Annotated in this window: 21 protein-coding genes; 10 read left to right on the top strand and 11 right to left on the bottom strand. The window is 70.3% G+C overall.

Annotated features, from left to right (window positions below; genetic code table 11):
* Positions 1–9: 9 nt before the first annotated feature.
* Positions 10–1626 carry an FAD-dependent oxidoreductase gene (locus LDL49_RS44725; protein ID WP_225301015.1) on the bottom strand — a complete coding sequence of 539 codons (1617 nt, stop codon included), beginning with the start codon at positions 1624–1626 and terminating at the stop codon, positions 10–12.
* Between the two features lie 111 nt (positions 1627–1737).
* Positions 1738–2418, bottom strand: a complete 681-nt coding sequence (locus tag LDL49_RS44730) for a hypothetical protein (RefSeq protein WP_225301016.1) — start codon at positions 2416–2418, stop codon at positions 1738–1740.
* Between the two features lie 125 nt (positions 2419–2543).
* Between LDL49_RS44730 and LDL49_RS44735 the strand changes: the two genes are divergently transcribed.
* Complete coding sequence (locus LDL49_RS44735; RefSeq protein ID WP_225301017.1) at positions 2544–4226, top strand: SMI1/KNR4 family protein; 1683 nt, start codon at positions 2544–2546, stop codon at positions 4224–4226.
* Between the two features lie 53 nt (positions 4227–4279).
* Here the strand turns inward: LDL49_RS44735 and LDL49_RS44740 are convergent, their stop codons facing one another.
* Together LDL49_RS44740 and LDL49_RS44745 are read right to left on the bottom strand one after the other, a co-directional pair.
* Positions 4280–5179, bottom strand: coding sequence for a hypothetical protein (locus tag LDL49_RS44740; protein WP_225301018.1), 900 nt, complete (start codon positions 5177–5179; stop codon positions 4280–4282).
* Between the two features lie 107 nt (positions 5180–5286).
* Positions 5287–6072, bottom strand: a complete 786-nt coding sequence (locus LDL49_RS44745) for a DeoR/GlpR family DNA-binding transcription regulator (RefSeq protein ID WP_225301019.1) — start codon at positions 6070–6072, stop codon at positions 5287–5289.
* A 97-nt stretch (positions 6073–6169) separates the two neighbouring features.
* Between LDL49_RS44745 and LDL49_RS44750 the strand changes: the two genes are divergently transcribed.
* The gene (locus LDL49_RS44750; RefSeq protein ID WP_225301020.1) at positions 6170–8101 is read left to right on the top strand and encodes a DUF5107 domain-containing protein; all 1932 of its coding nucleotides are present in this window, start codon (positions 6170–6172) and stop codon (positions 8099–8101) included.
* Here the strand turns inward: LDL49_RS44750 and LDL49_RS44755 are convergent.
* Together LDL49_RS44755 and glgC are read right to left on the bottom strand one after the other, a co-directional pair.
* Positions 8088–8243, bottom strand: a complete 156-nt coding sequence (locus tag LDL49_RS44755; protein WP_225301021.1) for a hypothetical protein — start codon at positions 8241–8243, stop codon at positions 8088–8090. The genes LDL49_RS44750 and LDL49_RS44755 overlap by 14 nt on opposite strands.
* 382 nt (positions 8244–8625) lie before the next feature.
* The gene (glgC, locus tag LDL49_RS44760; RefSeq protein WP_225301022.1) at positions 8626–9861 is read right to left on the bottom strand and encodes a glucose-1-phosphate adenylyltransferase; all 1236 of its coding nucleotides are present in this window, start codon (positions 9859–9861) and stop codon (positions 8626–8628) included.
* A gap of 153 nt (positions 9862–10014) precedes the next feature.
* Between glgC and glgA the strand changes: the two genes are divergently transcribed.
* A complete protein-coding gene (glgA, locus tag LDL49_RS44765) occupies positions 10015–11190 on the top strand; it encodes a glycogen synthase (protein ID WP_225301023.1) in 1176 nt (391 codons plus the stop codon).
* A gap of 73 nt (positions 11191–11263) precedes the next feature.
* Here the strand turns inward: glgA and LDL49_RS44770 are convergent, their stop codons facing one another.
* Together LDL49_RS44770 and LDL49_RS44775 are read right to left on the bottom strand one after the other, a co-directional pair.
* Positions 11264–12601, bottom strand: a complete 1338-nt coding sequence (locus tag LDL49_RS44770) for a hypothetical protein (RefSeq protein WP_225301024.1) — start codon at positions 12599–12601, stop codon at positions 11264–11266.
* Positions 12602–12682: 81 nt separating this feature from the next.
* Positions 12683–13051, bottom strand: coding sequence for a PH domain-containing protein (locus LDL49_RS44775; protein ID WP_225301025.1), 369 nt, complete (start codon positions 13049–13051; stop codon positions 12683–12685).
* Positions 13052–13219: 168 nt separating this feature from the next.
* On the opposite strand from LDL49_RS44775, the gene LDL49_RS44780 reads away from it, so the two are divergent.
* Positions 13220–14632, top strand: a complete 1413-nt coding sequence (locus LDL49_RS44780) for an Nramp family divalent metal transporter (protein ID WP_225301026.1) — start codon at positions 13220–13222, stop codon at positions 14630–14632.
* Positions 14633–14637: 5 nt separating this feature from the next.
* Here LDL49_RS44780 and LDL49_RS44785 read toward each other — a convergent pair whose 3' ends face one another.
* The gene (locus tag LDL49_RS44785) at positions 14638–15120 is read right to left on the bottom strand and encodes an OsmC family protein (RefSeq protein ID WP_225301027.1); all 483 of its coding nucleotides are present in this window, start codon (positions 15118–15120) and stop codon (positions 14638–14640) included.
* A gap of 73 nt (positions 15121–15193) precedes the next feature.
* The gene (locus LDL49_RS44790) at positions 15194–15601 is read right to left on the bottom strand and encodes a nitroreductase family deazaflavin-dependent oxidoreductase (protein ID WP_225301028.1); all 408 of its coding nucleotides are present in this window, start codon (positions 15599–15601) and stop codon (positions 15194–15196) included.
* A 144-nt stretch (positions 15602–15745) separates the two neighbouring features.
* Between LDL49_RS44790 and LDL49_RS44795 the strand changes: the two genes are divergently transcribed.
* From LDL49_RS44795 to LDL49_RS44820, 6 genes are read left to right on the top strand one after another with little or no spacing between them, the layout of a single operon-like run.
* Positions 15746–16744, top strand: a complete 999-nt coding sequence (locus tag LDL49_RS44795; RefSeq protein WP_225301029.1) for a LacI family DNA-binding transcriptional regulator — start codon at positions 15746–15748, stop codon at positions 16742–16744.
* Complete coding sequence (locus LDL49_RS44800) at positions 16741–18003, top strand: sugar ABC transporter substrate-binding protein (RefSeq protein ID WP_225301030.1); 1263 nt, start codon at positions 16741–16743, stop codon at positions 18001–18003. The genes LDL49_RS44795 and LDL49_RS44800 overlap by 4 nt, the downstream gene beginning before the upstream one ends.
* Positions 18004–18005: 2 nt before the next feature.
* Entirely contained in the window at positions 18006–18884 is an 879-nt protein-coding gene (locus LDL49_RS44805) for a carbohydrate ABC transporter permease (RefSeq protein ID WP_225301031.1), read from the top strand.
* The gene (locus LDL49_RS44810; protein WP_225301032.1) at positions 18881–19702 is read left to right on the top strand and encodes a carbohydrate ABC transporter permease; all 822 of its coding nucleotides are present in this window, start codon (positions 18881–18883) and stop codon (positions 19700–19702) included. The genes LDL49_RS44805 and LDL49_RS44810 overlap by 4 nt, the downstream gene beginning before the upstream one ends.
* Positions 19703–19714: 12 nt before the next feature.
* Positions 19715–21238 carry a glucoamylase family protein gene (locus LDL49_RS44815; RefSeq protein ID WP_225301033.1) on the top strand — a complete coding sequence of 508 codons (1524 nt, stop codon included), beginning with the start codon at positions 19715–19717 and terminating at the stop codon, positions 21236–21238.
* A gap of 27 nt (positions 21239–21265) precedes the next feature.
* The gene (locus LDL49_RS44820; protein WP_225301034.1) at positions 21266–23068 is read left to right on the top strand and encodes a GH39 family glycosyl hydrolase; all 1803 of its coding nucleotides are present in this window, start codon (positions 21266–21268) and stop codon (positions 23066–23068) included.
* 12 nt (positions 23069–23080) lie between these two features.
* On the opposite strand, the gene LDL49_RS44825 is transcribed toward LDL49_RS44820, so the two are convergent.
* Positions 23081–23536 carry a hypothetical protein gene (locus tag LDL49_RS44825; RefSeq protein ID WP_225301035.1) on the bottom strand — a complete coding sequence of 152 codons (456 nt, stop codon included), beginning with the start codon at positions 23534–23536 and terminating at the stop codon, positions 23081–23083.
* Positions 23537–23560: the final 24 nt, after the last annotated feature.

The following is a 23560-nucleotide window of genomic DNA, read 5'->3' on the forward strand; positions in this document are numbered from 1 at the left end:
GAGATGGTCTTACCGCTGAGGGCGTACGAGCGTGACGCGGCGTTCGCCCGGATCGTGGCCGGTCACCACCACGGTCGCTCCCTCGGCGGGCTTGATCCGCTCCGGAACCTCGGCCGGAACGGGCCGTGATCCGTCGCGCCGGTCGACCGTGCGGGAGTCGGGCGGGAACGGCGCGGCCTGCTCGATCAGGTGCCGGTAGTAGTCCAGCCACATCCCGTGGTCGAAGGTGACCGCGGCGGTGATCCTGCCCCGGTAGCCGTAGACGGCGACGAACCGGCGCTCGGCCACCGAGCCCTGCGCGATCACCAGCTCGTCGGCGAAGCTCGGCACGCCGACCGACTTGATGTTGACGCCGAACTGGTTGGACCAGAAGACCGGCAGTGACAGATGCGGCCAGCGATGCGCCTGGTCGCTGATCATGTTGTGCGCCGCGACCTCGGCCTGGGCGACGGCGTTGCCCCAATGCTCCAGCGCGAGGAACTGGTAGTGGTAGACCGGATGCGGGAAGCGGGCCACGTCACCGGCGACGAACACGTTGTCGGTGACCACGCCGTTGACGTCGAAGGCCCGGCAGCCCGCGTCGGTGGCGATCCCCCACACCCCGGCCGCCAGCCCGGACCCCTCCAGCCATTCGATGTTGCGGACCGCGCCGAGCGCGACCACCGCCACGTCGGCGTCCACGGTGCTGCCGTCGGACAGCCGGGCGCCGCGCAGCCGCCCGTCCGCGTCGCCTTCCAGCGCCGCCACCGTGACCTCGCAGCGCAGGTCCACCCCGGCCGCGCGCTGCATGTCCGCCGCGACCGCGCCGATCACGTTGCCCAGCGCGCCGCGCAGCGGAACGGGCCCGTGCTCGACGAGGGTCACCGGCAGGCCCATCTCGCGGCAGACCGAGGCCACCTCCGACCCGGTGAATCCGCCCCCGATGACCAGCACCCTGGTGACGCCGGCGGCCAGCCGCTCCCGCAGGCGCCTGGCCTCGTCGAGCGTGCGCAGGACGTACACGCCGTCGAGCGCGGCCTCCGCCTCCTGCGGCCACGGCCGGGCCCGCGCGCCGGTGGCGATCAGGACCTTGTCGAAGCCGATCTCCCCGCCGTCGGCGAGCCGTACCTTCTGGGCGGACAGGTCGAGCCCGGTCGCCCGGGTCTCCGGCAGCCAGGTGACATCGACCTCGCGGAGCTGAGGGAGCAGCGTGCGCTCGGCGGGCACCTTGCCGGTCAGGACCTGCTTGGACAGCGGCGGCCGGTCGTACGGCTGGTACGGCTCGTCCCCGATCAGGGTCAGCGAGCCCGTGAAGCCGTCTCTGCGCAGCACCCCGGCGGCCCGCCCGCCGGCCAGGGAGGCGCCGACGATGACGATGCGGCCGTCGCGCTTGAACGCCTCGCCGTCGCCCGTGGGGGAGGGCCCCAGCTCCGGCCGCAGGGTTCTGTGCTGGGTGGTCATCCGGTCGAGGTGAATGGCCTGGACCGGGCAGGCCGCCGCAGCTTGGAGCACCCGCTCGCGCTGGTCGTCGTCCGGGCCGGTGTCGTACATGAGTGCTTCCTGGCCGTGCATCGAGAACACGTCCGGCGCCAGGAAGACGCACTGCCCGTAGCCCTGGCAGCGCGTGAGATCGACGACAACTCGCACAGTGACACTTCCCTGTCCACACTTCCCCGTGGGACCGGGCGGCCACCTGCCGCCGAGCCGCCCCTGTCCAGCACCTACCCGACGCCGCGTAGCCGATATGTCGGCCAAGAGTCATTTGTTGGGCAGGTCGGCGGAGATCATCCGGGAGTGGGCGGCGATCAGGAAGCAGCCCACGGCCAGGATCCAGACGGGGAAGACGATTTCCGACCAGGCGACGCTGCTGACGGCCAGGAGGAGCACCAGCCCGGCGAGGTAGCCGAACCAGGACAGCCACCGGGGGAAGATGCGCAGGCGCGTGGCGATGGTGGTGGTCGTCAGGGTGAACACCGCGGCCATGCGCGGCGCGTACTCGGTCAGCAGGGCCAGGGTGAGGTGGCGCCCGTAGTGCCAGAAGGCCATGGGCTGGGACGGGTCCCGCATCGTGCCGATCATGGTCAGAAAGGCGTCCGCCGCCGCGCCGAAGACGAAGAGCATGGCCACGAACAGCAGGCCGGAGCCGAGGAAGACGGTCGCGAAGAACCGGTCCTCCCGCGCCCCGATGGAGTCGCGGACCGCGCCCATGAACCACATGAAGAAGATCCCCCCGAACGGCAGCAGGACCAGCGCCACCCGGAGGGCGTGATGGCCGGCGGTGTCGGCGAGATAGGCGGCCAGGTCGACCGGACGGACGGGCACCGCCTCGCGCACCAGGATCATGGCGCCGCCCAGCGGCAGGGCGGCGAGGATCCCCGCGGCTCCCGCGGCGCGCGGCGTCCGCAACGCCTTCGCCGGCGATCCGGCAATGCCCTGCATGGAGCCTTTCCTCCCAGGGAGTTGAAGCCTGTACAGCCTGTACGACGCTACGTGTCCAGTGGATACGCCCGGTAATCATCGTGCGTGGTACGAAGCGGGCGCGTCGCGATGGTTAGGTGTGTTCTGTGACCCATGATCGTGATTCCGAGATCACCGATGTGCTCCGTACCATGGCCGTGAAGATCGCGGCCGGAGCGCCCGCGGGGTGGCGGCGGGCCGAGCTGCAGGGATTCGCGACAGGCCCGGACGGGTCCGGCCACCGCGGGCTGAGGGTCGAGCCGGGCGAGGCGGATGACATCGACCTGCACGAGGAGATGTGCGAGATCTACGCCCTGGCCGGCGCGAGCGGCGACCACCTCGCCATCGAGTTGGTGGTCGAGTCCAGGGGCCGGTTCGAAGCGGTGGTCAGCGAGTCGCTGGACCGCATGGATCACGGCGAGCACGGCTTCCTGTACGTCCTCGATCGGGGCGTGCTGCCGCCCGAGCCCGCGGAGTTCCAGAGGGGCCGGCCGGACGCCGCCCCGGCCGGAGATCCGCGTGAGGCCGTCGCGCTGCTCGGCGCGTACTTACGCGAGCGTGACCGGGTCCTGGGCGGTCCCGGCACGGACAAGTACGCGCCGCCCCCCGCCCTCCCCGAAGCGCGCCGCGCCTGGCTGGAGGCCCAGCTCCGGGTCCGGTACGGCGTGACGCTCCCCGAGGACCTGCGTGCCCTTTACGCGCTGGTCGACGGCGACGGCGGTGAGGGCCTCCTGGACCGGCACCCCTGGTTCGGCCTCGAACGGCTGGAGGACCAGAGCCGCCCGGAGAACCGCTGGTGGACCGCCGGCCGCAGCTGGAGCCACCATCTGTTCCAGCCGCTCATCACCGGCGTGGGCCCCTCGCTGGCGATGCGACGGGCGTCGGACCACCCGAGCTGGATCCCGTTCGCCACCAGCACCGGGGGCGACTTCCTGGCGGTGGACCTGGCGCCCGGCCCGGACGGTCGGCCGGGCCAGGTCATCCGCATGGGCGCGCACCACGACGAAGGCCCTGTCTATGTCGCCGACTCCGTGACCAGCCTGCTGCGCCGGCATGTCGCCGCCTTGGAGGCCGGGGCCTACGCGGTCGAGCACGGCGAGTTGTGGATCGACCTCGGCGACATGAAGGAGCCGAACCGCCATGCCCACGAGCAGACCCGCTCGCTGACGGTCGCCGGTCCCGACGCGGCCTCCATCCGGGGCTGGGAGCCGCGGTTCCAGCGCCTGTCGGTGATCAACGCCCCCTGGGTCGACTTCGGGCCCGTGCGCGGAGCGCCGGTGCTGTGGCAGGTGAAGGTGGACAACTGCCCGGGCGCGGACCTGACCCCGCTGCGCGACACCCCGGTGGAGTTGCTCGACCTGGCCATGGACGGGATCGACCTGGCACCGCTGGCGGGCCACCCCACGCTGCGGTCGCTGACCCTGCGCACCGGGCGGCCCGTGGACCTGTCGCCGCTGCTGTCCTGCCCGCGGTTGTACGCGCTGGACCTGTCCCGCGCCGCCGTGGCCGACATCGGCGCGGTGAGCGAGCTGAAGGGCCTGCTCTACCTCAACCTGCGCCGGGCGCAGTGGACGGAGCTGTGGGAGCGGGCCGGTCACCCGGCGGGGCTGGCGGCGGCCGGTCTCGCCGCCGAGCCGCGCCGGGAGAGGAGCTGGTGGTGGTCGGTCGACCGGGCCTACCACGCCCCCGAACCGTCACTGAAGACGGCGGTCAGATGGGCGAGCGACCTGGCCGGCGAGGCGGCGGACGTACGGGTCTTCACAGGCCGGTTCCCCAGGCGGCGACGCTGAGACTCGTACCCGCCGAGCGTCAGCCCCTGGTGGAGATCCGCTTTGAGCGGAGATCAGCCCCTGGTGGAGATCAGCCGCAGGGCGAGGTCGTGCTGCTGCTGCGACGGCGGCCGGGTCCACGTGATGCCGGCGCGTCGCTCGGTGAGCATCCGCGCCAGGGCGGCGGACATGACGTCCACGGGCTGGGCGTGCGGCATGCGCGGGCGAAGCTCCTGGTAATCGGCGAGCACCCGGCCGTAGTCGTACATCAGCGTGTTGGTGAAGCGGCTCTGCTCGGCGTCGGCGCGCTCGAGCCCCGCGACGAACTCGGGCTCCGGCTCCTCGATCACCGCCTTGTAGACGTCGAGGCGGTTGCGGATCTGACCGGGTGAGGCGTGGCTGTGCGCTTCGTCGTACATTCTCCGCACATGCTCCGGCACCTCGGTGAGCACCGTGAGCATGCCGTAGCCGGAGTCCTCGTTCCCATAACCGCCCATGCCGCCGGCGACGCCCTGTGCGTGGGTGGCCATGCTCATCTCGCGGGTGAAGTCGTCCTTGTCCAGGCCGTCGACGGGCTCCTGGAACCACTCGTCGTCGAGGTGGAGCACACCGTCGATCTCCGCCTCCGCGGCGCGGCCGATCAGGTGCCGCACGGCGCCCGCCGGATCCGCGAGCGCCGCCGGGCCCATCGCGGCGAACTGCTCGGTGAGGAGGAACAACGAGACGATCATCGACGGGTCATAGACGTGCAGCGCCCCCGCCTCCCGGTGCGGGAAGACGGTCCGCTCGTCGTCATAGGCCGCCAGCCCCGCCATGAACGCCCGCTCCTGCTCCTCGGTGAGGACGAGCTCCCAGGCCCACGTACGCTCGACGTGGAACTTGTAGAAGTCCTCACCTCTGAGCGGGTCACGGAACTTCCACCACAGCGCGACGCCGACGATCAGCGCGACGAGCATGCCGAGTCCGATCAACATCCAGAGCCCCCATTTTCTGACATATCCCGTTTCCTGGTGTCAAGCACAGAGCGGGAAGCCTAGCGGTGAGGGTCCGCCGGAGCACTGGAAACGATCAAACGCAGGTTCTAGACCCGGATGACCCGGATGCCGGCGTCCGCGAACGCGGCGGTCAGCTCCGGCGCGGCGGCGGAGTCCGTCACCAGGACGTTGATTCTGCTCAGCGGGCAGACCAGGGCGAACGCCCGGCGGCCCAGCTTCGAGCCTTCGGCCACCACGATCACCTGGCGGGCCTTGGTGGCCATCAGCCGGTTGACGGCGGCCTCGCCCTCGCCATGGGCGCTGGCGCCGTGCTTGACGTCGAGCGCGTCGACGCCCAGCACTACCACGTCGAGCGCGACGCCGGCCAGCATGCCCGTCGCCACCGGGCCCACCAGCTCGTACGACTCGGCGCGGGCGGAGCCGCCCGTGGTGACCACATGCAGATGCGGGCGCACGGCCAGCTCGTGGGCGATGTTCAGGGCGTTGGTCACCACGGTGAACGCGGGGCCGCGCCGCCCGGAGGGCGGGTCGGGGCGGTTGGCCAGCACCCTGGCCACCTCCGTCGTCGTGGTGCCGCCGTTGAGCCCGACCGTCGCCCCCACCGGCACCAGGGTCGCCGCCGCCGCGGCGATGCGCTGGTTGTCCGGCGCGTGCTGGGCGACCTTGTAGCGCTGCGGCAGGTCGTACGAGACGCTGTGCGCGATGACGCCGCCCCTGGTCCTGGTCAGCAATTGCTGGTCGGCGAGCTCGTCGAAGTCGCGCCTGATCGTGGCCGCGGACACGCCGAGCTTGCGCGCCGTCTCCGACACGTTCAGGCGGCCGGCCTCGGCGACGAGCTCTAACAGCATGTTCCAGCGTTCGTACCGGTTCACCGTCCAATCATGCCCGAAACCCGACGGAAGCTCTTATCAGTCGGTTTTATGGGAAAATACTCGCCAAATGCTACGGACATCCACAGTCGTGCTTCCCGTGTCCCCGCTGGGTCCGGAGAACCCGCTGCCGCCGCTGCGCACGCTCCCCGATCCGCGCGGCGGGCTGAGGACGGCCGCCGCCGACGCCGAGATGGCGGCCCAGCTGGCTTACGGGCACGCCGAATCGCTCCTGCCGTACACCTTCCAGGACGGCTACGGCCGCGAGCGGGAGGAGCGGGAGCTGAAGACGGCGGTGCTGGAGAACGAGCTGCTGCGCGCGGAGTTCCTGCTGGAGTACGGCGGGCGGCTGCGCTCGCTGGTGCACCTGCCGACCGGGCGCGAGCTCCTGCACAAGCCGCCCCACCTGCAGCTGGCCAACCTCGGGCTGCGCAACGCGTGGTTCGCGGGGGGAGTGGAGTGGAACCTGGGTACGTTCGGGCACACCGCCCTGGCCTGCGCGCCGGTCCACGCCGTCCGGGTGGCGGGGCCCGACGGGGTGCCGGTGCTGCGGATGTACGAGTGGGAACGGATGCGGCGGCTGGTCTACCAGCTCGATGTCCACCTGCCGCCCGGGTCCCCGGTGCTCCTCGTACACGTCCGCATTTATAACCCTTCGGCGGTGGATGCCCCGGTCTACTGGTGGTCGAACGCGGCGGTGCCGCAGACGCCGGGCAGCCGGGTGCTGGCGCCCGCCCGCCAGGCGTACCACTTCTCCTACGACGGGATGCTGCGCCGGGTGCCGGTGCCGCGCTGGCGCGAGGCCGACCAGTCCTACCCGGCCCGCAACGAGCAGGCCGCCGACTTCTTCTACGAACTGCTGCCCGGCGAACGCCGCTGGATCGCCGCCCTCGACGCGGATGGCGGCGGGCTCGCGCAGGTCTCCACCGACCTGCTGCGCGGCCGCAAGCACTTCCGCTGGGGCACCGGCGCGGCGGGCCGCAACTGGCAGGACTGGCTGTCCGGCCCCGACCGGCCGTACCTGGAGATCCAGGCGGGCCTCACCCGCACCCAGCTGGAGCACGTACGTCTGCCCGCCCGCTCCGCCCTGTCCTGGACCGAGGCGTACGGCCTGCTCCAGGCCGACCCCGCGCGAGCCCACGGCCCCTGGCCCGACGCGCTCGGCCACGCGAGCCGGGCCGTGGACCGGCTGATCTCCCGCGACCGGCTCCAGGCGGCGCACGAGCAGGCCGCGGGGCTGGCCTCGGCGGTGCCCGTGGAGGTCCTGCACGTCGGCAGCGGCTGGGGCGCGCTGGAGCGCCGGGTCCTGGCCAAGCGGCGCAGCCGGGCGCTCAACCTGCCGGGCACCCCGTTCGCCGACTGGACGATCGGGCGCGACCAGCAGTCGTGGCTCGCCCTGGTGCGCAAGGGCTCGATCCCCACACCCGCCCCCGCTCTGCCGCCTTCCTCCTACACCGTCGGCCCCGAGTGGCGCGCGTTGCTGGAGAAGTCGGTCGAGGAGTCGGGCGGCACCTGGTTCACCCTGCTCCACCTGGGCGTGAACCTCTATCACGACGGCGACCACGAGGGCGCCCGGGCCGCTTGGGAACGCTCCCTGGTCTGCGCCGAGAACGCCTGGGCCCTGCGCAACCTGGCCGTCCTCGCCCCGTCGCGCGCCGCGGACCTGTACGAGCGGGCCCACGCGCTGTCGCCGCGGCTGCGCCCCCTCACCATCGAGACCCTCGTCGCCCTGCTCGCCGCCGACCGCCCGGACGGAGCCCTGGTACTGATCGACAAGCTCGGCCCCAAGGACCGCTGGCACGGCCGGATCCGCCTACTGGAGTGCCGCGCGGCCCTGGACGCGGGCGATGTCGGCCGGGCCGGGCGGGTGCTGGAGACGGGACTGGTGGTGGATGACCTGCGGGAGGGGGAGGACACGCTGGACGAGCTCTGGTGGGACTATCACGAACGGCTCAATCCGACGGGGCGGGCGCGGGTGCGCGCGGAGCATCCGCTGCCCTGCCGGTATGACTACAGCGTCAAGCAGTTTTAGGGACGAAGACCTCGTCGAGGGTTGTCGCGGTGACTGCTCGGTCGATCCACTCGTCTATCTGGTCGAGGTCTGTGCAGTGGATGATGTGGTCGTGGGCGTCTTGGGGGACGCTTATGCCCCGCGCCTTGAGTATCTTGATCACGGCGATGGCCTCGCCCTCGACCTTGCCCTCGACCTTGCCTTCGGCTTTTCCCTCGGCTTTCCCCTTGCCGAAGTGCTCTTGGGCGAAGGGGCTGTATACCGGTCATGCGGTAGACGACATGATCTCCTCCATGATGCGCCGAGCGACGAATGAAGCTAGTCGGTATCCGTTATGAGGGTGTCTCTGGGCAGATCGAAGTTGAAGGCGTCGTGGAGGATCTCGACGGCCAATGCCGGACGGTTGCGAAAGAGCGCGTTAAGTGTGTCATGCACCGGGGGAAGGCATGTCACGCAACGTTACCAGTAATTAACGTTAAGTGACGAACCTTTGGCTGGCTCGTGGCCAGTCTCATCCGCGCGACGCCGCCCGACCGGGTGCAGGGTCAGCGGTCGACGATCTCGTTCTTGCCGATGACCACGATCCCGCCCCTCGTCAGGGCGAAGCGGGTGCGGTCGTAGTCCAGGTCGAAGCCGATTCGCGCCCCGTCGGGGATCACCACGTTCTTGTCGATGATCGCCTTGCGGACGATCGCGCCCCTGCCGACCTTGACGTTGTCCATCAGCACCGAGTCCTCGACCAGCGAGTGCGAGTGCAGCACGACCCTGGGCGACAGGATCGACCTGCTCGCCGTGCCGCCGGAGACGATGACGCCCGGGGACACGAGCGAGTCGATCGCCCGGCCCACCCGGTCGCCGTCGTTGTGCACGAACTTGGCCGGCGGCAGCGGGTCGTGGCCGGTGTGGATCGGCCACTTGTCGTTGTAGAGGTTGAAGATCGGGTGCGCCGAGATGAGGTCCATGTGCGCCTCGTAGTAGGCGTCGAGCGTGCCCACGTCGCGCCAGTAGCCGCGGTCGCGCTCGCTCGAACCCGGCACCACGTTGTTCGCGAAGTCGTAGACGTCCGCCCCGCCGGACTTGACGAGCATCGGGATGATGTTGCCGCCCAGGTCGTGCTTGCTCGTGGGGTCGAGGGCGTCCTCCCGCAGCGCGTCGATCATCGCCTGGGTCTTGAACACGTAGTTGCCCATCGAGGCGTACACCTCGTCGGGGGAGTCGGCGAGCCCCACCGCGTCCTTCGGCTTCTCCCGGAACGCGACGATCCGCCGTCCCTGCGGGTCGGTCTCGATGACGCCGAACTGGTCGGCCAGCGACAGCGGCTGCCGGATCGCCGCCACCGTCACGTCCGCGCCGGAGTCCTCGTGCTGCTCGACCATCTGCCGCGGGTCCATACGGTAGATGTGGTCGGCGCCGAACACGATCACGTGCTCGGGCATCTCGTCGTAGATCAGGTTCAGGTTCTGGAACAGCGCGTCGGCCGAGCCGGAGAACCACCGGGGGCCGAGCCGCTGCTGGGCGGGCACCGGGGTCACGTAGTTGCCGAGCATCGCCGTCAGCCGCCACGTACGCGAGATGTGGCGGTCGAGACTGTGATTCTTGTACTGGGTCAGTACGACGATCTGCAGGTATCCGCCGTTGGCGAGGTTGGACAGCACAAAGTCGATGAGCCGATACATCCCGCCGAACGGAACGGCCGGTTTGGCCCGATCCGCTGTGAGCGGCATGAGCCGCTTTCCCTCTCCACCTGCCAGTACGACCGCAAGAACCCTCCTGGACCTCATATCCGTGACGCTACCCTCAAAATGCCGATCTATCGACGAAACGCCCGCCGAACGTGGTTCGTGCCTGGGATCTCCTGAACATGGCGTCTGACCGGCCGCCGCTACGGCTTGTCTGGCTGTGCCCGGCGGCCCGATGGATCGTAAGGTCGTGTCATGCGCGTTGATCTCCTCACCCGGGAGTACCCGCCGGACGTGTACGGCGGTGCCGGGGTGCACATGGAATATCTGGCCAGAGAGCTGCGGCGGCTGGCCGACGTACGGGTGCGGTGTTTCGGGGCCGCACGGGACGAGCCGGGTGTCTCCGCCTACCAGGTGCCCGCCGGGCTCGCCGACGCCAACGCGGCCCTGCAGGTGCTCGGGGTGGATCTGGAGATGGCCGCCGCGTGCGAAGGCGCCGGGGTGGTTCACTCCCACACCTGGTACGCGAACTTCGCCGGGCACGTCGCCAAGATGCTGCACGGCATCCCGCACGTCGTCACCACGCACAGCCTGGAGCCGCTCCGGCCGTGGAAGGCCGAGCAGCTGGGCGGCGGCTACACCGTCTCCTCCTGGGCGGAGCGGACCGCCCTGGCCGGTGCCGACGCGGTCATCGCGGTCTCGGAGGGGATGCGGCGCGACGTACTCGCCGCCTATCCCGAGATCCCGCACGAGCGGGTGAGCGTCATCCACAACGGCATCGACACCGCCCAATACGCCCCCGACCGCAACGACGACGTGCTGAAGAAGCACGGCGTGGACGCGGCCCGGCCGTACGTCATCTTCGTCGGGCGCATCACCCGGCAGAAGGGGCTGGTCCACCTCCTGCACGCGGCGCGGTCCTTCGACGCCGGCGCGCAGATCGTGCTCTGCGCGGGCGCGCCCGACACGCCGGAGATCGAGGCCGAGGTGACGAGCCTGGTGCGGGAGCTCGGCCGCGAGCGCGACGGGGTGATCTGGATCTCCGAGATGCTGCCCAAGCCGGAGGTGATCCAGCTGCTCACGCACGCGTCGGTGTTCGTGTGCCCGTCGGTGTACGAGCCGATGGGGATCGTGAACCTGGAGGCGATGGCCTGCGAGACGGCCGTGGTGGCGACGGCGACCGGCGGCATTCCCGAGGTGGTGGCCGGCGGGGAGACCGGGCTGCTGGTGCCGATCGACCAGGGGATCGACGGGACGCCGCACGATCCCGAACGGTTCGCCGCCGACTTCGCCGAGCGGGTCAACGCGCTGCTGGGGGATCCGGCGCGGGCCGCGGCGATGGGGGTGGCCGGGCGGGCCAGGGCGGTCGAGCACTTCTCGTGGGAACGCATCGCGCACCGGACCATGGAGCTCTACACCTCACTGACCTGAGGTCACTCAAGGTCGAGCGGGCTTTTGCGCCTGAGCGGGCGAGTCAGCGGGCTTACGCGCCTGAGCGGGCAAGTCAGCGGGTGCGCCAGAGGATGGCGCGGGTCAGGTCCTTCTCGGGGCTGGAGGAGCCGGCCGCGTAGACCTGGCTGGTGCCGGGGCGCTGGGCGAGGGCGTCGATCGTGCCGTCGACGGTCTGCGACGTCCAGCGTCCGCGGCTGAAGTGCAGCAGCCGCGACCCCGTCGAGTCGAGCACCCACATCCCGTCCCGGCCGTCCGGCTCGGCCTGGGTGAACGCCGGCCCGAGCGCGCCCCACCGGCACCGCCACTCGCCGCCGTCCCAGTGCAGGGCGACCGGGCGGGAGCGCTCCAGCGGCTCGTTATCCTTGGTGAACTCGCCCGGCACCAGCCACGTCACCCCGCCGATCACCCACACGTCGGCCGGGCCGAGCACCACGACGTCGTTGAGCCGGACACGCGGGGACTCCGCCTTGGCCGGCGGGCCGAGCGCGGGCAGGTCGACCCGCTGCCACGCCTCGCCGTCCCAGCGGGCGGCCGGTCCCTGGTCGATCAGCGGACCGCTGACCGTCCACACGTCGCCGCCACGCTTGCCGCCGCCGCTGTTCCCCGAACCGCCGCCGCTCCCGCTGCCGCCGCCCACCGCGCCGGCCGCGGCCGGGAGGTCGTGGTGCTGCCAGGTGGAGCCGGTCCACCACAGCGCCGATGCGCCGCTGACCGCCCACGCCCCGCGAGCCGCGGTGCCGCCCGCGCCGAACGTGTCGCCGAGCCGGCCGGTGAGCCGCCGCGCCGCCCACGTGTCGTTCTGGAACGCGCCGACGAGGCCGGTTCTGCCGTCCGCCAGGCCGAACACCCACGCGCTGGCGGCGGAGGTGGCGCTGAGCGCGGTCACCTGAACGCTCGGCAGCGGGTACGACCTCCACCCCTTGCCGTCCCACCGCCGCAGGCCCGCGAAGGCCGTCTCCACGGACTCGGCCGTCAAGCGCTGGGTGAGGTGGGTGGCCCAGACGGCGCCGTCGCGGCCCACGGCGAGGTCGTGCAGCCTGCCGTACCCCTCGTCGGTGGACACGACGCGCCAGCTGGGGCCAGCCTTCGTGGCGCGGATGTCGTCGGTGGCGGCCGGTGGCTGGGCGCAGGTGGCAGGCTTGGCGGGGAGCGCGGGCCGCCCGCCCCCGAGCACCGGCACCGGCGAGAGCGACGTGCCGGGAGTCGACGTGCCCGGGGTTGCCGTGCCGGAGGTGCCGGGAGTCGAGGCGCCCGGGGTCGCCGTGCCGGGACGCGTGGTGGTGGCGGCGCCCGTGCCCGGCGCCTTGGTCGCCGTCGGTGGGGTGGCGGTGCAGGCGGCGACCGCCAGCACCGTCAGGCCCGCCGTACAGACGCGTGCGACTCGGCTCACCCAGTCCGCCCCCTTCGCCCGTGACCCCGTGATTTCCGCAGGATAGGTCAGTCCGGGCCGCCGCGCCTCTTACGGAACTGGTTATGTTCGCGATATGTGATGCAAGATCACGTTATGTACATGGTGCGCCTTGTTGTCGCCGCGGAAGTCGACTTCGTAGGTGTGCGTCCCGACGTGGATGGCGATCGCGCCCGAGGAGAAGAACCCGCCGGCGAACGACTTGTTGCTCACCACGCTCACCGCGGAGATCTTGCTGTAGGGGATGCTGGTGATCGCGATGCGCTTGCCGACGAACGACTTGTCCTGCACGATGACCCGCCGGTCGGTCAGCCCGAGGAATCCCGTGCCGGCGCCGATGGCGTCGTACACCGCGATGATCTGCTCGCCCGGCATCAGCCCGCTCTCGATCTGCTTGAGCTGTTCTTTCCTGTCATAGGGGATGTCAGCCATGTCTGGGCAACGAACAGGGCAAGCGACAACGTTCCGCAGGTGCCAATTGGGTCTTGTAGCCGATGGGGTTCGGGATCACCCTGAACGCACAGGAGGCCTGACATGTCGCATCCACTCGGAGTAAGCCGCCCAGATCTCAATGTCACAGACCTTCCGACACCGGAAGAGGTGTTCAAAGTCTCCAGGATCGGCCCGAAAGAGCTGGTCAAGTACGCGATCGGGCCCAGTCTGATCGCTCTCGGCATCTCGATAGGAAGCGGCGAGTGGCTGCTCGGGCCGCTGAACGTGGGACAGTACGGCTTCGTCGGCGTCGGCTGGGTGATTCTGGTCTCCGCCCTCCTCCAGACGTTCTACAACGTCGAGTGCTCCCGCTACGTCGTCGCCACCGGCGAGACCCCCGTGGTCGGCTGGGGCCGGGTGCCGCCGGGCTGGAAGCTGTGGGTCCCGCTGTCCGTGCTCGTCGTGATCTTCGCCTTCATCGCGGGAGGGTGGGCCGCCTCGGCCGGCCAGGGCGTCTACGCGCTCGTCCACGGCGTGGTCGCGCCCGCGGACGCCGAAGAACCGCGGTTGTGGGCCATCGCGCTGCTGGTGCTGGTCTTCCTGATCACCGCGGCCGCCAAGCGGATCAGCCGGGCGCTGGAGCTGGCCAACTGGGTGATGGTCGGCGCCATCCTCGTCGCGCTGCTCGCCGTCGACCTGCTCATCGTGCCGTGGAGCCAGTGGTGGGAGGGCATCCGCGGCTTCGTCACTCCGGCCGCGCCGCCCGCGGGCATCACCGCGACCCAGCTCGGCGGCCTGGCCGGCTTCACCGCCCTTGCCTCCGGCCTGAACTGGTACGTGATGGGCCACTACCGCGACAAGGGCTACGGCATGGGCTATCGCGCCGGGTTCCTGTCGGGGATGCGGGGCGAGCGGCGCGAGATCCTGGCCAGCGGCGTCACCTTCCCCGACGACGACATCAACCGGGGACTGTGGCGCAGGTGGTATCGGCTGCTGCTCACCGACATGTGGGGCGTGTTCTTCGTCGGCGCCATCCTCGGCATGCTGCTGCCGACGCTGCTCATGTCGCAGGCGGTCACCCTGTCGGGCCACAAGCCCACGCGGGCCGACGTGCCGACGTTCGTGGCCGGGGTGCTCGGCGACGAGTACGGCCAGGCGCTGTTCTACGTGGCGCTGGTGCTGGGGGTGCTGATCCTGTTCTCCACCCAGCTGGGCATCTTCGAGGCCATGGTCCGGGTGACCACGGACGCGGCGCACGCCACCAGCCCCCGGCTGCGCGGGCTGATCGAGGGCGACCCGCGCCGGTTCTACTACCCGTTCATGATCGTGCTGTTAGTGATCATCTCGGTCGTCATCCACTTCTCGCTGCCGGTCGGGCTGGTGGAGTGGTCGGCCAACATGTCGAACCTGGGCGCGCTCATCTACCCGTTCCTGCTGATGTACCTGAACAGCAGGCTGCCCCGCCCCGCCCGCCCCCGGCCGTGGCACTACGTGATCCTGATCCTGAACTTCCTGTTCTTCGGCTTCTTCTTCGTCAACTTCATCGCCGACTTCCTCGGCGATCCGCTCGTGACGTTCTAGCGCCATCAGCCCTTCAGGCAGTCGAGGATCGTCGGCTTGTGGTGGATCGGGAAGTTCGTGGAGTTGGCGATGAAGCAGAGCTTGTTGGCCTCCGCGTGCAACTCCAGGGCCTTGGCGTGCAGGCTCGGCGTGGTGATCATGACCGTGGGGCGCAGGGTGACCTCGGAGAAGTGGCCGCCGCCACTGCCGGGGTCCACGACCATGGTGCCCTCCGGCTCGTCGATGTAGGAGGTCACGACGATGCCGTTGACCGAGCACAGGTGGAGGTACCACAGCATGTGGCACTGCGACAGCGACGCCACCAGCAGCTCCTCCGGGTTCCAGCGGGCCGGGTCGCCGCGGAAGCCGGGGTCGGCCGAGCCGGGCACGGCGGGCTTGCCCTCGGCCGCCACCTCGTGGTCGCGGCCGTAGGAGCGGTAGCCGGAGGTGCCCTCGCCGAGGTTGCCGGTCCACGTGACGGTGACGCTGTAGTGGTGTTCGCTGCTCATACGTTCATCATCTGTCACTCAGGTCCCAGCGGCCCGCCCGCCCCGCCGTAGGTGGCCGGGGCGGGCTCAGCGGTCAGCCGGTGATGGGTTCGAGGACGACGATCGGGATCTTCCGGTCGGTCTTCTGCTGGTAGTTGTCGTAGTCGGGCCAGGTGGCGGCCATCAGCCGCCACAGTTCGGGCCGCTCCTCGTCCGTGGCCGTGCGGGCCCGCGCCTTGAACTTCTTGTCCTTCACCTGCACCTCGACCTCGGGATTGGCCTGCAGGTTCTTGTACCACTCGGGATGGTCCGGGTCGCCGCCCTTGGAGGCGACGACGACGTAGACGTCTCCGTGCTTCTGGTAAATGAGCGGCGTCGTGTACGACTTGCCGGACTTACGGCCCTTGGTGGTGAGAAGGAGGGTCGTGGTGTTGTTCCAGTCGTGTCCCTCGGCGCCGTCGGTCTCCTGATAGCGCTGGACGTGTTCCTTGCCATAGAGCATGCCTGCCGCCTACCCCATATCGCCGTAACCGCACCGTTACCGGACGGGGTCTGTACGAGATGTTGACACGCCTGACAGACTGCCTTTCTGTAAGCGCTTACACAACTGATTGTGGAAGCGCTTACAGAAAGAGGAGCAGCCTGGATGGACGTGACGATCTACGAGGTGGCGCGCCGCGCGGGCGTGTCGATCGCGACCGTGTCCCGCGCGCTGCGGGGCACGGGGCCGGTCGCGCCCAAGACGCGCGAGAAGGTGCTGAAGGCGGTCGAGGAGCTCCGCTTCACGCCCAGCCGCCTCGGCGTCAGCCTGGCCGAGGGCCGCCACGCCGCCAACGGCATCGTCTTCCCCAACCTCGCGGGCCCCTACTACACCGAGGTGCTTCTCGGCTACGAGGAGGTGGCCTCCGAGCTGGGCCGGTCGGTGGTGATCCTGTCCACCAAGGGCCGTAGCCGGGTGCACGACCTGGTCAAGGATCTCGCGGGGCGGGTGGACGGACTGATGGTGTTCGGCCACACCGTTCCGGACGACCTGGTCGCCGAGCTGGTCCGGATGCGGATGCCGCTCGTCTTCGTCTCCCGCGAGCCGCTCCCGGGGGCCGACACGCTGCGCAGCGAGAACACCACCTCGGCCCGCGCGCTGGCCGAGCACCTGCTGGGGCACGGCTACCGGCGGTTCACCTTCCTCGGCGCGCCGATCGCGACGGGTGACGACGTGGACGAGCGCTGGCAGGGGGTCAGGTCCGTCCTCGGCACCGCGATCGAGGCGGTGCCGACGGAGCATTACACCGTCGAGTACGGCTACCAGGCCGCCAAGACCCTGCTGCGCGCTCCGGCGCGGCCCGAGGCGATCGTCTGCTCCGACGATGAAGTGGCGCTGGGCGCCCTGCTCGCCGCGGAGGAGCTCGGGCTGGCCGTACCCGACGAGCTGGCCGTGACCGGGTGGGACGACATCATGGCCGCCCGCCACGCCCGCCCGGCGCTGACCACCATCCGCCAGCCGATGCGCGAGCTGGGCGCGCGCGCCGCGCGGGCGCTCGACGAGCTGATCACCGGCGCCCGCGACACCCCGAACCACCTCGTCCTGACCACCGAGCTGGTGCTGCGCGCCAGCTGCGGTCACCACCCCCAGGAGGAACCCAAGTGAACCCCTCGACCCGGCGCTCCGCCGCCGGTCTGCTCGCTCTCGCGATACTGATCACCGGCTGCGGGCGCGGTGCCGACAAGGCGCCCGAGAAGGCACAGGACGTCAAGACCGGCGCGGCCGCCGGTGACATCACGGTCTGGGCGATCGGCGAGGAGGGCAAGGCGCTCGGCGCGTTCGCCAAGGACTTCGAGACCGCCAACCCGGGCGTCAAGGTGAACGTGACGGCGATGGGGTGGGACGTCGCCCACGACAAGATCACCTCGGCCATCGCGGGCAGCGCCACCCCCGACATCAGCATGATCGGCTCCACCTGGGCGGGTGAGCTGTCCAAGACCGGCGTGCTGGACCCCACGCCCGGCAACCTCATCGACAAGGCCGCGTTCTTCCCCGGCGCCTGGCAGACCGTGGACGTGAACGGCACCGCGTACGGAGTGCCGTGGTACGTCGAGACCCGCGTCCTGTACTACCGCACGGACCAGGCCGAGAAGGCGGGCGTCAAGCCGCCGGCCACGTGGGCCGAGCTCAAGACGTTCGCCAAGGCGCTGAAGGAGAAGGGCGGCGCCGAGAAGGGCTTCAACCAGGGCTACACCGAGGGCTCCTGGCAGGAGCTGGTGCCGCTGATCTGGCAGGCCGGCGGCGAGATCGTCAAGGACGGCAAGTACACCTTCGACACCCCCGAGGCGGTGACCGCGCTCAAGCAGTACGCCTCGCTCTTCCAGGAGAAGCTGGCCCCGAACGACACCGCCAAGGGCGCCTTCCCGCAGAACTTCATCAAGGGCGAGGTCGGCGGCTTCTTCTCGGGCCCCTGGATGGTCGGCGTGCTGAACAACGACGGCGGCGCGGACTTCAAGGACAAGTTCGACGTCGCGCCCTACCCGAAGGGCCCGGTCTCGGCGACCAGCTTCGTCGGCGGCTCCGACCTGGTGGTCTTCAAGCAGGCCAAGAACCGCGACGCCTCCTGGAAGTTCATCCAGTGGCTCACCGACCCCAAGGTGCAGGCCAAGTGGTACACCACGGTGAAGGCGCTGCCCAGCGTCCAGTCGGCCTGGCAGGAGCCGGAGCTGGCCTCGGACAAGCAGCTCGCGGTCTTCGGCGAGCAGCTCAAGGACGCCAAGACGCCGCCGCCGTATCCGACCTGGGAGCAGGTGGCGAAGGTGTTCGAGACCGAGCTGGAGAAGCTGGCGCTCGGTAAGCAGACGCCGGAGCAGACGGCCAAGGCCATCCAGGCGCAGGCCGACACGGTCGGCACCGGCCTGTAGTGATGGCGCTGCTTCGCAGGGGCGGGCTCGGCTGGGTGTTCATGCTGCCGTTCGTGCTCATGTTCGTGGTGTTCTACCTCGGGCCGCTGCTGGCCGGGCTGGGCATGAGCTTCACCGACATGCGCAGTACGGACGTCGCCGACCCGCTGGCTGTCGACCCGGTCGGCGTCGAGAACTACATCAGGCTGGCCGGCGACGAGGCGATGCGCAAGGCGGCGCTGAACACCGCGATCTTCGTGGTCACCGGGCTGCCGCTGACCATCGGGCTCGGCCTGGCCGCCGCCGTGGCGCTGAACTCCGGCATCGCCCGGCTGCCCGCCGCGTTCTTCCGGCTCGGCTACTACCTGCCGCACATCACCAGCATCATCGGCGTCGCGGTCGCCTGGAAGTTCCTGCTGGAGCCGGAGGCGGGACTGGTCAACCGGCTGCTCGGGCTGGCCGGCCTGCCGGGGGCCGCCTGGCTGCAGGATCAGGCCACCGCGCTGCCGTCGATCATCGTGATGACGGCCTGGCGGAGCTTCGGGTTCGACATGGTGGTCTTCCTCGCGGCGCTGCAGGGGATCCCCCGGGAGCTGTACGAGGCGGCGGAGGTGGACGGGGCCGGGCGGTGGAAGCGGTTCAGGTCGGTCACGCTGCCGCAGCTGCGGCCGGTGATCCTGTTCTGCACCGTCTACAGCTCGACCGGGTTCCTGCAGTTCCTGGAGGAGCCGCTGATCATGACCGGGGGCGGACCGCTGAACTCCACGCTGTCGGCCTCGCTGGCCATCTTCAAGCAGTTCGGCGTGGGCAACTACGGCTACGCCGGGGCCGCGGCGACCGTGCTGTTCACGGTGATCATCGCGCTGGCCGTACTGCAGCTCAGGATCGGGAGGGCGCGGTGAGACGGACCCGCAGGCAGAACCTGATCACCTATCTCGGCCTGAGCGTCGGGCTGCTGCTGGTCGTCGGGCCGTTCTTGTGGGCGGGGCTCAGCTCGCTCAAGCCCGAGGCGGAGATCCGGCGTGACCCGCCGACGTTCTGGCCCGAGACGTTCACGCTGGACAACTACTCCGAACTGCTGCAGCGGGTGCACCTCGGGCAGGCGTTCGCGAACAGCGTGTTCGTCGCGCTGGTCATCGTCGCCGGCAACCTGCTCTTCTCCTCGATGGTCGGCTACGGCTTCGCCAAGATGCGCTTCCGTGGCAGGAACGCCGTCTTCGGGCTGGTGCTGGTGCAGATGGCGGTGCCGGCGATCGTGCTGATGATCCCGCAGTTCGTGCTGATCGCGAAGCTCGGCATGGTCAACACCTTCCTCGGCATCATCCTGCCGGGGCTGATCACGCCGCTGGGCGTGTTCATGATGCGGCAGTTCATCGCGGAGCTGCCCGACGAGCTCATCCACGCGGCGCGGGTGGACGGGGCGGGGGAGTTCCGGATCTTCTTCAGGATCGTGCTGCCGCTCTGCAAGCCCGCGATGGCCACGCTGGGCCTGATCACCTTTCTCGGATCATGGAACAACTTCCTCTGGCCGGCCGTGGTGGCGCAGTCGGAGGACGTCTACACGCTGCCCGTGGCCCTGAACATCCTCAACAGCCACGAAGGCACCCACTACAACCTGCTCATCGCCGGGGCGATGATCGTGGTCGCGCCGATCCTCGTCCTGTTCGTCTTCCTGCAGCGCTTCTTCATCCAGGGCATCGCCACGTCCGGGCTCAAGTAGAGGAGCACCCCCATGCGCAAGACCGCCTTGATCGCCGGCCTGCTGGTGCTGGCCGCCGCTGTGCCCAGCCCGGCCAGCGCTTCATCGGGAAACAGCATGTTATATCAGTACGCGAAGGACACCTGGCGGTCGATGGCCGCCATGGTCGACCCCGCCACCGGCATCCCGTCCGACAAGGTCACCGGCGACCTGAAGACCAGGGCCAAGGTCACCTCGCCCACCAACATCGGCACCTACCTATGGAGCACGCTCGCCGCCCGGGACCTGCGCGTCATCGCCTCCGGCGAGGCCACGGCCCGCGTCGGCAAGGTCCTCGACGCGCTGGAGCGGATGGACCGCGACACCCCGACCGGCCAGTTCTACAACTGGTACGACCCGGCGACCCTCCAGCTCGTCCGCACCTGGCCCGACAACGGCGACCCCGTGCGGCTGTTCGCCTCCAGCGTGGACAACGGCTGGCTCGCCGCCGCCCTGATGATGGTCCGCACCGCCGTGCCCCGCTACTCCGCGCGGGCGTCGAAGCTGGTCACCTCCATGAACTTCACGTCGTACTACGACCCGGCCGCCCGCCCCGACGCGGGCACCGGACTGCTGCGCGGCGGCTTCTGGCCGGAGAAGCCGGAGGGCTGCTCGGTCGAGAGCGACTACGCGGGCACCGGCACCACGGTCTGGTCCACCTGCCACCACTACGGCGCGCCCGCCGAGACCCGCATCGGCCAGTACGTGGGCATCGCGCTCGGCCAGATCCCGCCCCAGAGCTACTTCGGCCCCTACCGGACCTTCCCCGACAACGGCTGCGACTTCGGCTGGCAGGACCAGAAGCCGGTCGGGGCGTGGAAGACGTACCTGGGCGTCAACGTCTGGGAGGGCACGTACGGCTACCGCGGCATGCGGTTCGTCCCGAACTGGGGCGGCTCGATGTTCGAGGCGCTGATGCCGGACCTGGTCGTGCCCGAGGCGGCGTGGGCGCCCAAGAGCTGGGGCCGCAACCACCCGGTGTTCGTCAAGGCGCAGATCGAGCACGGCCTGCGCGAGGCGAAGTACGGCTACTGGGGCTTCTCTCCGTCCAACGACCCGCGCGGCGGCTACCGCGAGTACGGCGTGGACCCGCTCGGCATGGACACCCCGGGCTACACCTCCGACGAGGAGCGCACCAGCACCGATCCCGGCTACGAGGGCTGCCGCCCGGCCCAGCCGGAACCCGCCTCCTACGGCGAGGGAGTCGTCACTCCGCACGCCAGTTTCCTGGCTCTGCCGTACGCGCGGGCCCAGGCGATGGATAACCTGGCCAAGATCCGCAAGAACTTCGACGCCTACGGGCCCGGCGGTTTCTACGACTCCGTCGCGGTCCGCTCGGGCGCCGTGTCGAAGTGGTACCTCGCGCTCGACCAGGGCATGGTCATGGCCGCCCTGGGCAACGTGCTCACCGGCGGCAGCCTGCACCGTTACTTCGGCGGCGCGGGCGTCGAGGCGAAACTCCGTCCGGTGATGGAAATCGAGGAGTGGGCCGTTCAGGGGGTCCCTCCCACCAACTGAACCCTCCAACAGATCGGGGAATCCCAGATGAGTACGGCTGATGCCGCGCGCCGTGACTGGCGGGAACGCATCCACCAGGCGTCGGGGCAGGCGGTTGCGGCCGCCGAGCCGAGCCTTCGGGCGCCGGCCGGGCTGCGGGCCGTTCCCGGCGTGGGCCATGTGACGCTGACGTGGGAACCCGTGCCGGAGGCGATCGGCTACCTGGTGCACAGGGACGGCGTCGCGGTGTCGCAGCCCGACGTGGACGTGGCCGCCGTGCCCGCGTGCCGCTATGTCGACACGGGGCACGGGGCGGCGTCGTACACGGTCGCGGCGATCGCCTCCATGGAGACCGCCGGGCCCGTCTCGGAGGCGGTCTCGGCGGCTCCGCTGGCGGGCGGACCGGCGGCGGTCAGCGTGCGGGTCGACGCCGCCGCCGTGACCCGCGACCTGCCCCGGCCGTGGCGGTACATGATCGGCTCCGAGCACCTGTCGTACCTGCTGAGCAAGGACGAGACGGGCGGCCGGCCCATCGGCGAGGAGCTCACCGAGGCGCTGCGCCTCGTGCGCGCGGAGTTCGGGGTCGAGACGGTCCGCGCCCACGCCATCTTCGGCGACGACCTCGGGGTCTACAAGGAGGTCGACGGCCAGGCGGTCTACGACTTCGGCAAGGTCGACGAGGTCTACGACACGATCATGGCGCTCGGCCTGCGGCCGATCGTCGAGCTCGGCTACATGCCGCGCGACCTGGCCGCCGACCCGTCCAGGACGGTGTTCGGCTACGAGGCGATCGTCTCCCCGCCCAAGGACTTCGAGGCGTGGAGCGACCTGGTCAGAGCGCTGGTCGAGCACTTGGTCGACAGGTACGGGATCCAGGAGCTCATCGAGAACTGGGCCTTCGAGGTATGGAACGAGGCCAACCTCGCCGTCTTCTGGACGGGCACGCCCGAGGAGTACTTCCTGCTCTACGACGTCAGCGCCGCCGCCGTGAAGAACGTGCACCCCTCGCTCCGGGTCGGCGGGCCCGCCTCGGCGGCCAACGGCTGGGTGGAGGAGCTGCTCGCGCACGTCGCCGAATCGGGCGCGGAGCTCGACTTCGTCTCCACCCACACCTACGGCAACGCCCCGCTCGACTGGCGCCCGGCCCTGGCCAGGTACGGCAGGCCCGACACGCCCGTCTGGTGGACCGAGTGGGGCCCCACCCCGACCCACTTCCACGGCATCGGGGACGGGCCGTTCGGGGCCACGTTCCTGCTGCACGGCATGAAGTCGGCGGCGGGCCGGCTGGCCGCCGTGTCGCACTGGGTGGCCTCGGACCACTTCGAGGAGCTGGGGCGGCCGCCACGGCTCTTCCACGGCGGTTTCGGCCTGCTGACGGTCGGCAACCTGCGCAAGCCCCGCTTCCACGCGCTCACGCTGGCCACCCGCCTGGGTGACGCGGAGCTGGCGACCGTGGTCGAAGGCGACGCCGGTGGGGTCGAGGTCTGGGCGGCGCGCCATGCGGACGGGCGCGTCGGGGTGCTGGCCTGGAACGGCACGCTCAACCAGGCGCAGGCCGACGGGGCCCCCGAGCTGTCGCGCGCGGTCTCCTTGACGGTCGCGGGCCTCGACGGGGACTACACGCTCACCCACCACCGCGTCGACGAGTGGCACTCCAACATCGGGGCGGTCTGGCGGGCGATGGGCGGTGGCGACTGGCCCCTGGAGCACCAGTGGGACAAGCTGCGCTCGGACAACACCCTGGACGAGCTGACCCCGGCGACCGTGGTCACGGCCGCGGGCGGTGCGGTGACGGTGGACTTCAACCTGCCGATGCCGGGCGTGTCGTTCGTCGAGCTGACCCCGCGCTGACGCCCGACGGCCTCAGAGGTAGGGGCGCGTGACGGAGACCAGGTCGGCGGCGGCGTCGCGGGTGCCGACGTAGACGGCCGTCTCGGGGGTGCGCTCCCGCACGTCGCGGTCGCGGATCGCGAACACGGCGGGCGCCGCCCCCACGTCGCCGTAGCGGGAGGTGACGGCGGCGTCGATCGCCCGGCGCGCGTCGGCCACCACGTCACGCGAGGTGTGCCCGGTCCCGGAGGCGGCCAGGTAGCCGAGCAGCGCCGCGAACCTGGGCTCGCCCTCGGCCGCTGGCCGCTGCCGGGGCAGCACCGGGCGGTCGAGCCAGAACACCTTGCCCGCCAGGAACGCGGCGTAGCTCACGTCGTCATGGTCGAGCGTCCGCGCCGTCTCTGCCAGCAGCTCCCCGAACTCGGCCAGGTCCGCCTGCGGCGGCAGGTCCGTGGTGACGAACAGGGGCACGATCAGCGAGTCCAGCATGTGGGTATCCCTCCGTGAGGAGCC

Origin of the sequence: Nonomuraea aurantiaca, assembly GCF_020215705.1 — a bacterium.
Classification (GTDB): domain Bacteria; phylum Actinomycetota; class Actinomycetes; order Streptosporangiales; family Streptosporangiaceae; genus Nonomuraea; species Nonomuraea aurantiaca.